This is a genomic window from Gemmatimonadaceae bacterium, assembly GCA_020852815.1.
Taxonomy (GTDB): Bacteria; Gemmatimonadota; Gemmatimonadetes; order Gemmatimonadales; family Gemmatimonadaceae; genus SCN-70-22.
This window is the reverse complement of record JADZAN010000013.1, coordinates 74864-89985: the sequence shown is the minus strand read 5'-3', so window position 1 is coordinate 89985 and position 15122 is coordinate 74864. Positions and strand designations below refer to the sequence as shown.

Here is a 15122-nt window from a genome sequence, read left to right as displayed (position 1 = left end):
GTGCCGGAACCCTCACGGGACCAAGCGGCCGAAGGCAAGCGTCGTGACTGGGGCGAAGTCGTAACAAGGTAGCCGTAGGGGAACCTGCGGCTGGATCACCTCCTTCACGGAGCCGCGCGAGTAGGCCACCCGGGGGCAACCCCACCGGCCGAATGCCGCTCTCGTAGTCGCAACCCGCACACCATTCGCTCGATTCTCAATAGCCAAACGCCCCGCATCCTCTCGGATCGCGGGGCGTTTGTGCGTTCAGCGCTCGGCGTCAGCGCTCGGCGCTCCTACCTCGCGGCTCGGCGCCCGCCGATCGCGGCTCGCTCCCTCCCAGCGGCAACGAGACGCCCAACCCCAGGCGCCGACGCGGAAGCGGCGTCACCGCCAGCGAAACGCCGCGCGACTCGTGCAATGCGATGATCCGCTCCGCCCGCAACCGCGAACCGCGCGCGTACGCTACCGCCTCCCACGCCCCGCCGATCCACACCACACCCGCCGCCGCCAGCCCCGGAATCGCCATGGGGTGCGTGGTACGCGTGACCGAGTCGGTGTACGTGTTGCCGAAGGGATCGGTGAAGCGCTCGGTCACGACCTCGTCCTTGGACGCCAGCGCCGCGACGATCGCGCCGCCCACGACACCCATCACCAGCACACCCAGCACCGGGCGCCCGGTCGACATCTGTCCCATCCCCGGAAAGGCCAGCCCGGCGCCGAACGCCTGCCCCGGGCCGTACACACGGTCGGGAAGACGCGCCATCGAGCCGCGCACCACGCCCACATCCGACGCCTGCGGCGACAGCTCGAGGTACTTCTCGAAGTCCTGGATGGCTGTGGTCCGATCGCCGCGCGCCGCCCGCGAGAGGGCGCGGTTGAAGTACGGCTCCGGCGCCGCCGGGACCTGGCGCGCGACGGCACCAAATGCGGAGTCGGCGGCCAGGTACTGTCGGCGCTGAAGGAGAGCGACGCCCGAACGGAAATTGGCGCGCGCCTCGTCGACACGCGCGAGTTCGGTGGCGGGAGTCAGGCGCACGATGCGTCCGCGCACTTCGTCGCCGTCGGGGGCGGAGGGGGAGAGGGCCAGGTAGCGGCAATACTCGCGCACGGCGGTGGAACTCTCGCTCAGCGCCTCGAGTTCGCGCCCCAGGTAGTAGGCCACGCGCGCGTTGCCCGGCACCAGCACCGACGCCTTGGCGAACGCCTCCCGGGCGGCGGAGTGGTCGCCCTGCAGCGCCGCGTCCTGCGCGTCGTCGATGAGGCGGCGCGATTCCGCCTCGGCGTTAGGCGCGGTGGCGCGCGCCGGCGCGGGAGGCGGGTAGGCGGCGCACCCGCTCACCCCCGCGGCGGCGAGCGCCGTCTTGATGGCGAGGCGCGCCGCCGGTTGCTGGGCCGAGAGCGCCCCCGTGCCCACCACGCCGAGCGTCAGCGCCATCGTCAAGACTAAAGACCAACGGCAGCCGGCGACACGCGCACCGCATGCCGAGGCCGATGCCGGGCGAGGCCAGGTCATGGTACCACCACGGAGACCTTGTTGGAACCCACGCCCTCGCAGGTCGCCGTGACCACCGCGTCCACACCCCTCGTCGGCCCAATCCCGGTGATCGTGACGGTGATCTGACCCAGCGCGTTCGTCAGGCCATCCTGCGGAGACCCGGGGATCGGGGTGGCTGGCACAGCGGTCACCTTGTTGATGTCATCGGAGGCGATCGTGCATCGCCGCCCGGAGAGCGCGATGCCGCCACTCGAAGCGGTCCGTACGTCGACGAGCAGCGATTTGGTCGCGCCCATCGCCACCGTCTCGCTCGTCGGCGAGATGGCGACGCTGCCGATGGGGATGAGCGTCACGGTGAGTGCGGCGGAGCCGGCAGGGCTCGGCGTTGTCGGCGTTCCCTGGTTGGTCGCGGTGGCGATGATGTTGACCACCCCGGAGTCGACGGCAGTCACCGAGCCTGAGGCGTTCACCGTCGCCTTCGCGTTCGAGGCCGACCAGGTGAAGGTGTAGGTGTGCCCGGTGATGGCGGTCCCGTTCGAGTCGCGCGCCGTGGGCGTGAAGACGAAAGCGCTCGACCCCTGCTGCAGGTTGGCACTCGTCGGCGTCATGGTCACGCTGGCAACCGGGATGGGCTTCACCTGCACGGTGATCGGCGTCGTGGCGGCGACGCCGTCGACCGTCGCCGAGATCGTCGTGGTCCCGATCGCAAGGGCGGTGATGGTGGGCGTCCCGCTGGTGGTCGGTGTGACGGTGGCCACCGCGGGGTTGGTCGACGACCAGGCGATGGTGCGCCCGCTGAGTCCCAGCGGCGCGTTGGCCGCGTCGAACGCCTGCACGGCGGCGGGGAAGGTGTGCGACGGGTAGACGTTAGGCGGCTGCGTCGACGACACCGTGACCGACGCCACCGGCGCCAGGCTCACCACGAAGGGGATGGCGCTCGAGGTCTTGCCTTCCGAGCTGGCGGTGATGTTCGCCGTACCCGCCGCGACAGCGGTGATGAGACCACTCGAACTGATCGTCACGATCCCGGCGGGAGCGGCCGTGTAGCTCACCGGACGTCCGGTGATGGTTGCATTGAAGCGATCCCGCAGGACGACGGCAATCTGCTGCGTCTGTCCGACGAAGACCGACGAGTCGCCCGTGGTGATGGCCACGCTGTTGACGGGCTCCTGCACCAGGAGCGCCTTCGTTCCCTGCTTCCCCTCGGCGTCGGCCAGGATGTTGGCGCTCCCCGCGGCGACACCGGTGATGATCCCGCTCTGCGCGGCGGTGGCGATGAGGGCGTTGGAGGTGCTCCACGTGACCGGGCGCCCGGTGAGCGTGTTTCCGCTGGCGTCCTTGAGCGTGGCCGTCGCCTGCAGGTTCCCGTTGACGAAGATCGAGTCGATGCCGGTCGGCCCAACCGTGATCGAGCTGACGGGGGCGAGCACCTTGACTGGCGTGTTGTTGGAGATGTTGTCGAACGGCACGTTGGCCGTGAGCGTGACGACGACGCGACCGCCCGGGGCGCTCACGCCGGTCACGGTGGTCGAGATGGAGCCTGTGCCGCTCCCCGTCCCTACCGTTACTGCCGTTGTCGATGGAGTGAGGGTCAGGAGCCGCCCGGCGATGGCGGAGTTGGCCGCATCGCGCGCGGTCGCCACCACGGCGGCGCTTCCCCCGATATAGAACGAGTCGGCTGGCGCCACGGTGATCAGGACGTTGTTCACCGGTGTGAGGATCTTGAGCACTGCGGTGGGCTGCGCCGTCGACCAGTTGGCCTGCACGGTGACCAGCCCGGGGGCGTTAGGCGTGACGATGGCCGTTGCGCCTGACGATGTGAACGAGGCGAAGATCGCGCCGGCCGCGAGCGACCAGGTCGGCGTGCGCCCGCCTAACGCGGCACCGCTCACGACATTGCCCGCGGAGTCGCGCGGGGTGGAGACATAGGTGCGGGCGTTTGCCGCCCCCGGGATCACCGAGTCGGCCGCGGCGGTGGTGACCGTGGAGGCAGGGCCGATCGCGACGAAGTCGGTGGGGACGGCGATGGAGTCGGTGACGGTACCGCTCGCCCCCTGCGCCTGCGCGTAGACCTTTACCGTTGCCGGCGTGTTGTTGCCGGTGATGGTCACCTGGCCGTTGGTGGAGCTGTTGGCCGAGACGGAGATCCCGGCGTTCTCGGTGGACCAGGCGATGAGGCGTCCCGGCAACGGATTGTTGGCCGCGTCGAAGGCAGTCGCCGTGACGACGCGAGAATAGGCGTTCCCGATGTGCAGCGTCCCGGTGAATGGCGTGAACGCGATGCGGGCGATCTGCGCCGTCGAGATGGAGAGTGCCGCAGTCGCGTTGACCGGAGTCGCCTGGCCCGGTGAAGAGGCCGTGACGGTGATCGTCCCCGTACCGGCCGCGACCCCTGTCACCAGGCCACTCGTCGCGTTGATCGTGGCCGCACCGGCGGGCGTTGTCACGATCGACCACCCCACGGTGCGGCCGGCGGCCGACAGCGTCTGCCCCCCCGCCGACGTCAGCGTGACGACCGGCTGCGTGGTCTGCCCGACGGTGACGGTGGGGTTGTTCGGCGTGATGGTCGCCACGGCGACCGGCGCGTACGTCACCGTCACGGCCGACGTTCCCGGCGGCGGGTTGGAGCCACCCGCACCCTGACCCGGCGCCGACGCCGTGATGGTGACCGTCCCCGGAATGTTCGCCGTCACGAGCCCGGTCTGGCTCACCGAGGCCACGGTGTTGTTGTTGGATGACCAGACGAGCGTGCGTCCAGTCAGAATGTTGCCTCCGGCGTCGCGCGCTGTCGCCGTCAGCTGCGTCGTGTTGAGTTCCTCGACGTTGACGGGCGACGGGGTGACGGTGATGGTCGCGATCGGGACCGACGTGACGGAGATCGACGACACGCCGGTCACGGAGCCGACGGTGGCGCGAATCGTTGCCGACCCGGTGCCGACGGCCGTGGCGGTATTGGTATCGGTCGGAATGCCGGGTATGGTGGCCACGGCGGGATTGCTCGACGTCCACGTCACCGGGCGCCCGGTGAGGATGTTGCCGCCGGCGTCGCGCGCCACCGCGGTCAGCGCCTGCTTCTGTCCCAGCTGCAACGCGGCGGTGTTCGGCGTCACGTTCACGCTCGCCACCGGCACGTTGGTCACGGTGACGCTTGCCTGGGCAATGACAGACTCGACGGTCGCCTGCACGGTGACCGTTCCCGGCGACACGGCGGTCACGACGCCGTTGGTGTTCACGCTCGCCACCGCCTGGTTCGACACGGACCATCCGATATTTCGCCCAACGAGCGACAGCGGCGCGCCGCTGGAGTCGGCCAGCAGGAGCGTCAGCGCCAGTGTCGTCCCCACGGTGAGCGTGGGCGTGGACGGAATAATCGTCGCCGAGGCCACCGGGGTCGGCGTCACGGTGACGGGCACGGTGCCGACCACGCCATCGATGGTGGCGGTGATGTTCGCCATCCCCGCAGCGATTCCTGTCACGAGCCCGGTCGATGAGACCGACGCCGTGGCGGGTGCCGAGGAGTTCCACGTGACGGTGCGACCCGTGATGGGCGCCCCCTGGGCATCGAGCGGCGTCGCCGTCAGCTGCAGCGTCTTGCCCTGCGTCACGGTGCCGCTGGCCGGCGTCATGCGCACGGTGGCGACCCCCACGCTGCTCACGGTGATCGTGATGCTCGTCGATACCCCCTCGGAGGCGGCGAAGATGAGCGCCGAGCCGGTCCCCACCGCGGTGACGAGTCCCTCCTGGGTCACGGTGGCCACCGAGGGGGCGCCGGAGATCCAGGTGACGCCGCGCCCCGGGAGGACGTTGCGGTTGGCGTCCCGCGTGGTGGCCGTGAGCTGCAACTTGCCGCCGACGGTCAGCGTCCCCGACGGCGGAGCGATGTCGATGAAGGCAACGGGGACCGGGGTGACGTTGATGGTCGCCGTCCCCGACTTCCCCTCGGCGGTGGCGGTGATCGTGGCGCGCCCCCCGGTGAGCGCGGTGACGAGCCCGCTCGCGCTCACGGTGGCGATCGCTGGCTGGTCGGTGTTCCAGGTGACCGCGCGGCCGACGAGGACATTCCCGGCGTTGTCGACGATGCGGGCGGTGAGCTGCTGCGTCTGGCCGGCGGCGAGCGTGGTCGTCATCGGCGTGACGCTCACCGTGTCGACCGGGACCAGGGAGACGGTGATGCGCGAGGTGGCGCTCTTCCCCTCGCTCGTCGCCGTGATGGTCGCCGTCCCTGTCGCCAGCGCGGTGACGAGCCCCGTGGAGGAGACGGAGGCGACGGTCGGGGCGTTGGAACTCCAGGCGATGACCCGTCCCACGAGTGGATTGTTGGCCGCATCGCGCGGCGTGGCCGAGAGCTGCAACGACTGGCCGACGATGATCGACCCGGTACTCGGCGTGAGGAGGATCGAGGCCACCGGGACGGGCTGCACCGTCACCACCGAGGTCCCGGCGATGCCGTCCACGGTGGCCGTGATGTTCGCCACCCCGGCCGACACCCCCGTCACGACACCGGTGGACGTCACCGTGGCGATGGCGGCGCTGCTCGTGCTCCAGATGGCAACGCGTCCCTGCACGGTCTGCCCGCCGGCATCGAGCGGCTCGGCGGTCAATGCCGTGGTGGTGCCGGCGAGGACGGTGGCGCTGGTCGGCGTCACGCGCACCACGGTGACCGGGCGCGCGTTGATCGTTACGGGGATCAGCGCCGACTTGCCCCCCGCGCTCGCCGCGACCTGCGTGTTGCCTTGTGCCACCGCGGTCACCAGCCCGGCCTGCGTCACCGTGGCGACGGCCGGGTTCTGCGAAGACCAGAAGACCTCGCGCCCGTCGAGCGCCTTGCCCGACGCATCGACGACGCGGATGCTCACGTTGCGGGCCTCGCCGACCGTCATGGTCAGCGCGACCGGATTGGGATCGAGTCGATCGACCGTCTGGTCGTCAGGCGCAAATGGCGATTCGCACGATCCCAGGAGGAGCGCGTAGGCGACGGCCAGCACCGCGCGGCGTCGACGCCGCGCGAGCGTCGCCGCGCGGGACTCACCGGAGGTGCGGACGGTCAGCATGCCGAGCACAACCTAACGACTTGACGGCAGCACGCGCGCCGGGGCACTCGCGTTCTCGCGATCGCCCCCGCCCAGTTGCCCGTCGATGTTGTATCCCCAGCAGAAGCCCTCGCCACCGGCGGTGACGGCACAGGTGTGCGCGCCGCTGGCATTCACCGAGGCGTACGCCGTCCCGCCGCGCACCGGCACCGGACGCGAACGATCGGCCGACCCGCCGTCGCCCAGTTGGCCATAGGTGTTGCGCCCCCAGCAGAAGGCGCGGCCGTCGCGGGCGCGCGCGCAGCTGTGCAGCTGGCCGGCGGTCACCGTGGCAAACGAGAGCGACGCGTCCACGCTCTGCGGCGTGGTCGCGTCGGTCGTGCTGCCGTCGCCCAGCTGGCCGAAGTTGTTCCGCCCCCAGCACCAGATGGTCCCCGACGTGGAGACGGCGCACGTATGCTGGTTCCCGGCGGCGATGGAGACAAAGCGCTGGTCAGTTGCCACCTGCACCGGCGTGGCGCGAGCCGTGGAGCTTCCATCGCCCAGTTGCCCGGCGTCGTTCTGTCCCCAGCACCACGCCGTTCCGTCGAGCGTCAGCGCGCAGGTGTGCGCACGCCCGACGGCGATGGCCCCCGCCTGCATCCCGAGCGGCACGGCGACCGGCGTGGTATGCGTGGCACGCGACCCGTCACCCAGCTGTCCCTGCGCATTGCTCCCCCAGCACGCGACCGCGCCGCCGCGAGTGAGGCCGCAGGAGTGCGACGCACCAGCGCGCACCTGGCGGAAGCTGGCATTCCCGTTCACGCGCACCGGTGCCGAGCGGGGCGATGTTGTGCCGTCTCCCAGTTGTCCGGCGTCGTTGCTCCCCCAGCAGTACACCTCGCCCTCGCGCGCGACGCCGCAGGAGTGCCACACGCCGGCCGAAATGGAGTTGAGGGTGAAGTCACCCACGATCGCCGCGGGCTCGGCGTGGGCGTCGAAGCTCCCGTCGCCCAGCTGTCCGCGCTCGTTGTTCCCCCAGCAGCGCGCCTTGCCGGCCTCGTCGAGCATGCACGAATGGCGCCCGCCAGCCGCAATCACGCCGCGATCGGCGGGGAAGCTGACGGCGACGAACGCGTCGCGCGCGGCGGTGTCGCGGCCCGACGTCGCCACGCTCCCCGTGGAGGTGGCGGTTGCGGTGGAACTCGCGCTGATACCGGGGGGGAGCGCCGACGCGCCGGTCGCCGGCGTCCCCGCGGGGAACCGCCTGTCGGGAATCCCCGATGGAGTCGAGCGTCCCGCCAGCTCGGCGGCTGCCAGGGCCCGCAGCGAATCCACGTTGCCGCCGCGCCGCAGCTGCAACGAATCGCGATGCGTGAGGGCGCCCGATGCGCGCGCCAGCGACTCCGCTGGCGAGATCGCGGGCAGCGTTGCCGAGTCCGTCGGAGGAACCACGGGTACCTCGACCTGCGATCCATCGGCGAAGTGCGCCGAGTCCGGAAGGACGCGCGTTGGCTCCAGTTGCCGCTGGCGGGCGACGAGGGCGATCGTCACGACCGCCGCCGCCATCGCGCCCCCCACCCACCAGAGCGTGCGCCGTCGTGGCGCTGCCGACAGTTGGTCAGGGGGATGGACGGCTGGCGCGCCCCACGCCGGGCTGCGCGCCAGGCGCTGCGTCGCGTCCGCGTCGCCGATCGGGATGGCCTGCCGTTCGTCGGGGGAGGGTACCCCCGCTTCGGCGGTCGCCCCCTCGTCGTCACGGCGGAACTTGACCGTCGACATCGCGGGGTTCGCCGAGGGCGAATGCGATGGATTGCGCGCCGGCGTGACCGGGCGGTAGGCGCCGGAGCGACGACGCTTCTTGGCGGCCGCGACCCACTCCTTGAGCCCGGGGACGTTGTCGTCGCCGCTCAGGAGGGTGAGGAAGCGCGCCGCGCTGGCCCAGCGACGATCGGGGTTCTTGTGCATCAACCCCTCGATCAGGTACTGCAGCTTGGCCGGGACGTCGTTGCGCAAGAAGTCGAGCGGCGGGAGCGGGTCGTGCTTCTGTCGATAGATGACGGAGTAGAGCGACTCGCCGGCCCATGGACGCTGGCCGGAGAGCATCTCCCACCCCACCATGCCTAACGAATAGAGGTCGCTGCGCCCGTCGAGGTGCCCCCCGTCGATCTGCTCGGGCGACATGTAGGTGGGCGTCCCGATCGCGGTGCCGGTCGCCGTGAGCTCGGTGTTCTCCTCGATGGAGCGGGCGACGCCGAAGTCGGAGAGGAGGGCGCGGCCGGTGATCTCGTCGAGGAAGATGTTCTCGGGCTTCACGTCGCGGTGCACCACGCCGCAGCGATGCGCGTACGCCAAGGCGCGCGCAATGTCGCGCAGCACAAGCTCCGACTCGCTGGGCGAGAGCGCGCCGCGCGACAGCGCATCCTTGAGCGTACGCCCGGGCACCAGCTGCATCACCAGCGCAAGGCCGTTGGTGAGCGGCTTGACCGCATGCAGCGAGACGATGTTGGGATGCTCGAGCTGGGCGACCGTTCGCGCCTCGCGCGCGAGGCGCGCCACCGACTCGCTGTCGGTGTGGAAGCGCGGGCGCACGACCTTGACCGCCACCTCGCGCCCGAGCGCCCGTTCCCGGGCGCGATAGACGACCGCCATCCCGCCACGCCCCAACTCGCCGAGGCAGTCGTACTCCCCGTCCAGTTCGTGCGGCCACCCGCCGCCCCCGACCCCGCTCTGGACTGCCAGGTCTGTCATCGCCAGTGATACCGGAAGGTCAACGCTCCCATCTCGATCCGATCCCCATCCTGCAGGCGCACGGGGACCTCGTCGGTCAGGGCACTGCCGTTCACCAGCACGGGATTGGTCCGCGAGAGGTTCGTCAGCGACCAGCCGTCGACGTCGAACTCCATGCGGGCGTGCGTGCGGCTGACGGTGGGGTCGAGCAGTTGCACGTGGCGGAACGGCGGTCCCTCGCTGCGCCCGAAGCTGATCACGGGGGGCTCGCCGTTGAGGCGCACGAAGCGCACGTCCAGCCCGGCGTCGGAGCCGTCGACGACCTGCAGGTGCCCCGGCAGCAGCGCCCGCGAAGCATCGGCGGGACGGTGGAAGCGCAGCGCCGTCCCCTGGATCATCTCGGCGATGGCCCCCGTCAGCACCGTCTCACCCGTCGTCATGGTCACCAGCGCCTGCTCCGGCGAGTCGCTGACGACGTGGTAGTCCTCGGGCGTGAGGCGCTGCGCGACGGCGAGGGCCGTCACCGGCGAGGTTCGCATGGGCTGGACGTCGCGCACGGGGGGCGGGAGACGCGGTTCCTCGGTGGGCGGCAAGGTGGGCATGATGAGGAGCGGCTTCGCGTGTTCCCGCAGCTCCGTGTCGCGCTTGCGCCTGGCGAACCAGACCCCCACCACGATCAGGGCGCAGGCCAGGCCAAGCGACGACAGGATCACCGAAAGACTGAGGAAGCTGACGCGCATCATCCGGTTCGAGGCTCCGGGACGGAGCGACCGTCGCTCGCTCCGCAAAGATCCGGCGGAAACGGACGAGCTCGCACGCGGCAGGCGCCGCAGTCAACGCAACACAGATACCCACCCCGCGAGACGACGTTTCGCAGGGCCGTGCGATCTGTTGGCGGTAACTTAGGCCAGCGGAGCCGAGGCGCGCCAGAGAGTGGCGCTCGCGCCACGGTCACCAGGGCAAGCGCTTCCGCGTGACGCGCGCGCGATTGGCGTGGTGACGCTGAGGTGGCGAGGCTCTCCTCGCCAGGCTGCGTGCGCGAGGCTGAACGCGCGAGGCTGGACGCGCGCTACTTGGAGCGGAAGCGGAAGACGACCTCTCCCATCTCGATGCGGTCGCCCTCGCGCAGCACCACCGAGGAGCCCTCGCCGGCCAGCGCCATCCCGTTCACGATGACCGGGTTGGTGGCCGAAAGGTTCACGAGCGACCAGCTCTTGCCGTCCAGGACGAGCTTCGCGTGCATGCGCGAGACGGTGGGCTCGTGCAGCTGCACGTGCCGGTACTGGGCCCCTTCGGCGCGCCCGAAGGTGACCGTGGTGCCATCGGGGCCCGAGGTCCGGACGAACTTCACTTCCTGCCCGACGTCGCGCCCCTCGATGATCTCCAGGCGACCAGGGAGGAACTGCAGCGTGCCATCCTGCGGGCGTTCGAGGCGCAGCGTCACCGCGCTCCGTTCATCGCGCGATGCGGTTTCGCGCCGGTCACCGGCCACGTGCATGCGAAGGACGCGGGAGCGGTCGTCGTTGGCCGCCTCGTCGAACTCTACGGCCCGCAGCTCAACAGGCACGACGGGAACCACGGGGATGACGGGGGCGGAGGATGTGGGAGGCACCTGCGCCACAGCCTGCGGCACGGCTGCAACCCCTTGCGGCGTCGAGACCTGTGACTCGGCGGCGGGCTGAACAGCAGTGCGTCGAGGCGGGCGCGGGGGGAGCGATTTCGCATCGCCGCGTCCGAACGGGGCGATGGGAATCGGGCTATGAAGCTTCCGTATCCGCCTGCGCCCGGGCAGCCAGACACCAAACACCAGTGCCATGGCGATGACGAAGAATGGAGCGGCGATCAGGTAAGGAAGCACGATGGCCCGGGACTAGGAGACGTTGGACTGTTGCGATTGGCACCGCCCGCGAAACCACGGGGGGCCCTTTCCGCGAAGGTCGTGCCGTCGACCCAAGCGGCGTCATCACGCGCGATCGGGTCGGGCGCCAGCACGCGCGGCACACGCTCGCTTGCCATGATGGTGGACCTTTGTATTTCTGGCCAGCCGGGGAGTTCCCGACGAGGACGATTTCCCCCACGAAGGCGTCATGGCCGTTGACCGCCGCCCTCGAGGGTGACTAGTTTGCCGTCCTCTGGTAAGGGCCTGTAGCTCAGGTGGTTAGAGCGCACGCCTGATAAGCGTGAGGTCGGTAGTTCAACTCTACCCAGGCCCATTTTTCTCCCCTTCCGGTTCTTCCACGCCCCGCGCGAGAAACCTCGCGCGGGGCGTTCTTGCATCCGACGAGCTGTCGCGTCATCGGCTGGGCCCACCGTCGGCTACCGACTCATCCTCCAGAACGCGATTCCGCTGGCCTGCTGCGCCACGTCGGCCGTCCCGACCTTGGCCAGCGCCTGCAGGTCGATGACGTCCACCTTCCCCGGCGCCGCCCCCACCCCCTCGCTCGAGACAAAGGCGTAGCGCGAGTCCGGACTGATCGTGACGCCATGGGCGACCGTCGTGGAGGTCTTGATCTGGGCGATGCTCTTCCCGGCGGCCAGGTCGTACACCTCCACCGCCGCCCCCTGCTTGAGCGTCGCCACCAGCAAGCGTCCGTCACCCGTGACGGCCAGGTTGTACGGCCCGCGCCCCGTCTTGATGCGCCGCGCCAGCGACCAGCTGTTGCGGTCGATCTCGAGGATCTCGTCGGCCTTGTTGCAGGTGACGAAGACGGATGCCCCGCTGGCCGACGGCTGCGCCCAGGTGGGGGAGCAGGTGGCGCTCATCGAGACACCGTGCCCCTGGCTGGCGTCCATCTGGTGCGTGGCAGAGGGAGCGCTATCGCCCTTGGCGGCGGCGCCGGCCGCGTGCATGGCGTGCATGTCGTGCCCCGCGGCGGCGACGGCGATAGGTCCTTCCTTGCCCCTGGCCAGGGCGAAGCGCCGCGTGACCTTGAAGGTGCTGGTGCTGATCTCCACCAGCTGGTCGTCCATCATGCACCCCGAGTACTGCATCGCGCCGCTAGGGTCTATGCGGCTCCCGTGCGGCATGGTGCACGTCTCCACCTGCGCCACCTCGGTCATGGTCCGCGTGTAGACCACGCTCATGCTGCTCGGCACCATCTCGCCGTGCAGGTTGAAGTTGGCGGAGAAGGTGTAGAGCCCGTCGGGGGTGATGTCGATGGAGGCGGGGAACTTCCCGAGGAGGATGCTCGGCCCCACGACCGTGTCCGGTCCCAGCTCGTACTTCCAGAGCTTCCCGTCGGGGGTGCCGTGCCCCGTGGTCATGAAGAGGTACTTGCCGTCCGGCGAAACTTGGAGCCCGTGCGGCCCTTCCATCTCGGCGGCGAGTTCGCCGATGGGGATCGTCTTCTCCACCGCCGTTCCCGAGGGGCCGAAGCGCACGCGGTGGATCTTGTCGGCCGACTCGGCGCCGACATACACCCAATAGGTGGACGTCGGCGGGGCGGGGGCGGTCGCTGCGCTCGCCGCCGGCGCCGCGGAAGCCGGCTTTGGAGCGGTGGCAGGACGCATGGGGCGCGGGGGGCGCTGCGCGACGAGCGCGGCAGGCGCCGCGAGGAGGCAAAGCGCCGCGAGCAGGTATGGCGCGCGGAGCGTGCTTCGCGCGCCGTCGGCGCTGCGCGCGCTGTTGGCGCCGCGCGCGCCGCTGGTGCCGCGCGCGCCCTGCGTTGCCTTGCGTGAGGTGGGTCGGGCGTCCATGATCATCGCTCGTTCGGCCGGGGTCTGCCGGCCGCAATGGGGCGGAGGGTCCGTCCCGTGAACCTGCGAATCGAAGTCCGGCGGCACGCGCATGGGTGACACATCGCTCCGCGGTTGCACGCCGGACGCCACTCGACGGAGAATCGTCCGCATGAACGTAGCGCGAAGCCTCTGCTTCGTCACGACGACTGTTCTGATGGCCACGGCGCTCGCGACCCCGGCCCATGCGCAGTACGCGCAGGGGGTGGTGAAGGTCGTGGCCGAGCCGGCGCGCCTCACGCTGAAGGCGGGCGAGACCGTCGCGCTCAAGGTCACGGCGCTGGACAAGGATGGCAAGGAAGTGCCGGACGCGATGGTGCGCGTGGGCGGACCGCGAGGCGCCGTGCAGTACGCCGACGGCAAGCTCACCGCGCTCAAGGCGGGGTCGTTCACCGTCGTGGCGTCGGCGTTCCTGGGGCGTGGGATCGAGGCGATCACGCTGGAGATTCCGGTGATCGTGTCGTGGCCGGCGCTCACGAAGATCGACATCACGTCGGAGAGCGGCCGGCTGTACACGGGGACGATGCTGGCGCACACGGCGCGGGGGGCGCACGCCGATGGGAGTGCGCGCTCGGGGCTCGCGGTCACCTGGCGCTCGTCCGACGCGTCGGTGGCATCGGTGGATCGCTTCGGGAACGTGACCGGGCTCAAGCCGGGCGCGGTGACGATTTCCGCCGAGTCTGAAGGGGTGGTGGCGCGCAAGGCGTACACCGTGGCAGCGAGCCCGGTGGCGCGCATCGAGGCGACCATCAAGGAGACGAGCGTCAACACCGGGGACGTGGTGCACCTCCAGGCCACGGCGCGGCGCGCCAATGGCGAGGCGGTGACCGACGCCAAGATCGACTGGAGCTACCTGTATACGCCGGACGACACCACGGTTGCGCCTGGCGGCCCGGGGATGATCGACAAGGCGCCGGACGGCACGCCGTTGTTTGCCGCGAATGCGCCCGGGCGCTTCACGCTCGTGGCGCAGTCGGGGACGGCGGTGAGTCGCACCGTGCTCGACGTGAAGCCGCGCGACGTGCGGAGGCGGATCACCGTGACCGGGCGCGGCGTGGTGAACACCACGGCCACGTCGGACCTGTGGCCGTGGACGGGAAAGGACGGGCGCGACTACTGCCTGGTGGGGACGTGGGGGGGCGACGGCTACGCCCTCGTCTTCGACATCACCGATCTCAACAACATCATCAAGACCGATTCGGTCAAGGTCGATGCGCGCACGATCAACGACGTGACCGTGTCGCCCGACGGGCGCTACGGCGTGTTGACGCGCGAGGGGGCGTCCAACCGCGTGAACGGCGTGGTGATCCTCGACCTTGCCAACCCGGCGCACCCGAAGATCGCCTCGACGTTCGACAAGGAACTCACCGGCGGCGTGCACAACGCCTTTGCCACCAACGACTATCTGTTCGCGATTTCCGGCGGCGAGAAGTACGTCATCATCGACGTGCGCGACATCTATAGCCCCAAGTACGTGAGCGAGTACAAGCATCCCGGCGCGCGCATCCACGACCTGTGGGTGCGCGACGGGATCGCCTACTCGGCGCAGGGCGGGGCGGGGACCGTCATCGTCGACGTGGGAAACGGGAAGTGGGGCGGGACCATCGAGAAGCCGAAGCTCATCAACGTCTTCCCGATCAACTCCGGGCACGAGATCTATCCGTACTACCAGAAGAGCACGGGGAAGACCTACCTCTTCATCGGCGACGAGGAGATGAACCGCGCCGGGCGCGTGTGGGAGGGAACCAACTACTTCGCGTCGTTAGGGCAGTCGGGGGGCATTGCACAGACCTCGGGCGGCTACGTGCACATTGTCGACGCCACCGACCCGATGAACATGAAGAAGGTGGGGCGCTACCACCTCGAGGACTACGGCGCGCACGACATCATCGTGGAGAACGACGTGCTGTACCAGGCGTACTATGACGGCGGCGTGCGCGTGGTCGACGTGTCGGGCGAGTTGTTAGGCAACCTGGCAAACCAGAACCGCGAGATTGCCGTCTTCAAGTCATTCGATCCCAAGGGGCTGACGTCGAACGCGTCGTTCGTGATGAACGCGATGCCGTGGAAGGGGCGCGTCCTGTTCACGGACTTCAACTCGGGATTGTGGGCGGCGAAGCTGGAGCCGAAGCCTGTGCCTACGCCTTAGGCTAGAAGACGAGAGGACGAGA

General features: G+C 69.9%; 7 protein-coding genes, 1 tRNA gene and 1 rRNA gene. 3 read left to right on the top strand and 6 right to left on the bottom strand.

Going from position 1 to position 15122, the window contains the following annotated elements; genetic code table 11:
* Positions 1–106: ribosomal RNA gene (locus IT359_07470) — 16S ribosomal RNA — on the top strand; the annotation flags it as partial.
* A gap of 153 nt (positions 107–259) precedes the next feature.
* On the opposite strand, the gene IT359_07465 is transcribed toward IT359_07470, so the two are convergent.
* From IT359_07465 to IT359_07445, 5 genes are all read right to left on the bottom strand, one after another.
* Positions 260–1417 carry a hypothetical protein gene (locus IT359_07465; protein MCC6928813.1) on the bottom strand — a complete coding sequence of 386 codons (1158 nt, stop codon included), beginning with the start codon at positions 1415–1417 and terminating at the stop codon, positions 260–262.
* 74 nt (positions 1418–1491) lie between these two features.
* Positions 1492–6528 carry an Ig-like domain-containing protein gene (locus IT359_07460; GenBank protein MCC6928812.1) on the bottom strand — a complete coding sequence of 1679 codons (5037 nt, stop codon included), beginning with the start codon at positions 6526–6528 and terminating at the stop codon, positions 1492–1494.
* A 12-nt stretch (positions 6529–6540) separates the two neighbouring features.
* Entirely contained in the window at positions 6541–9237 is a 2697-nt protein-coding gene (locus tag IT359_07455; protein ID MCC6928811.1) for a protein kinase, read from the bottom strand.
* Positions 9234–9959: an FHA domain-containing protein gene (locus IT359_07450; GenBank protein ID MCC6928810.1), complete on the bottom strand. Its 726-nt coding sequence runs from the start codon at positions 9957–9959 to the stop codon at positions 9234–9236. The genes IT359_07455 and IT359_07450 overlap by 4 nt, the downstream gene beginning before the upstream one ends.
* A 326-nt stretch (positions 9960–10285) precedes the next feature.
* Positions 10286–10783 (bottom strand): FHA domain-containing protein, encoded by a 498-nt coding sequence (locus IT359_07445; protein MCC6928809.1) that lies wholly within the window; start codon positions 10781–10783, stop codon positions 10286–10288.
* A 572-nt stretch (positions 10784–11355) separates the two neighbouring features.
* Between IT359_07445 and IT359_07440 the strand changes: the two genes are divergently transcribed.
* A tRNA-Ile gene (locus IT359_07440) sits at positions 11356–11429 on the top strand.
* A gap of 103 nt (positions 11430–11532) precedes the next feature.
* Here IT359_07440 and IT359_07435 read toward each other — a convergent pair.
* Positions 11533–12912: a hypothetical protein gene (locus tag IT359_07435; protein ID MCC6928808.1), complete on the bottom strand. Its 1380-nt coding sequence runs from the start codon at positions 12910–12912 to the stop codon at positions 11533–11535.
* A gap of 196 nt (positions 12913–13108) precedes the next feature.
* Between IT359_07435 and IT359_07430 the strand changes: the two genes are divergently transcribed.
* The gene (locus IT359_07430) at positions 13109–15100 is read left to right on the top strand and encodes an Ig-like domain-containing protein (GenBank protein MCC6928807.1); all 1992 of its coding nucleotides are present in this window, start codon (positions 13109–13111) and stop codon (positions 15098–15100) included.
* Positions 15101–15122 lie beyond the last annotated feature (22 nt).

What these genes read in the sequence shown, in the direction of transcription:
- IT359_07430 (MCC6928807.1), top strand. Translation starts at nt 13,109, where the DNA reads ATGGCCACGGCGCTCGCGACCCCGGCCCATGCGCAGTACGCGCAGGGG.
- IT359_07435 (MCC6928808.1), bottom strand. Translation starts at nt 12,912, where the DNA reads ATGGACGCCCGACCCACCTCACGCAAGGCAACGCAGGGCGCGCGCGGC.
- IT359_07450 (MCC6928810.1), bottom strand. Translation starts at nt 9,959, where the DNA reads ATGATGCGCGTCAGCTTCCTCAGTCTTTCGGTGATCCTGTCGTCGCTT.
- IT359_07465 (MCC6928813.1), bottom strand. Translation starts at nt 1,417, where the DNA reads ATGGCGCTGACGCTCGGCGTGGTGGGCACGGGGGCGCTCTCGGCCCAG.
- IT359_07460 (MCC6928812.1), bottom strand. Translation starts at nt 6,528, where the DNA reads ATGCTGACCGTCCGCACCTCCGGTGAGTCCCGCGCGGCGACGCTCGCG.
- IT359_07455 (MCC6928811.1), bottom strand. Translation starts at nt 9,237, where the DNA reads ATGACAGACCTGGCAGTCCAGAGCGGGGTCGGGGGCGGCGGGTGGCCG.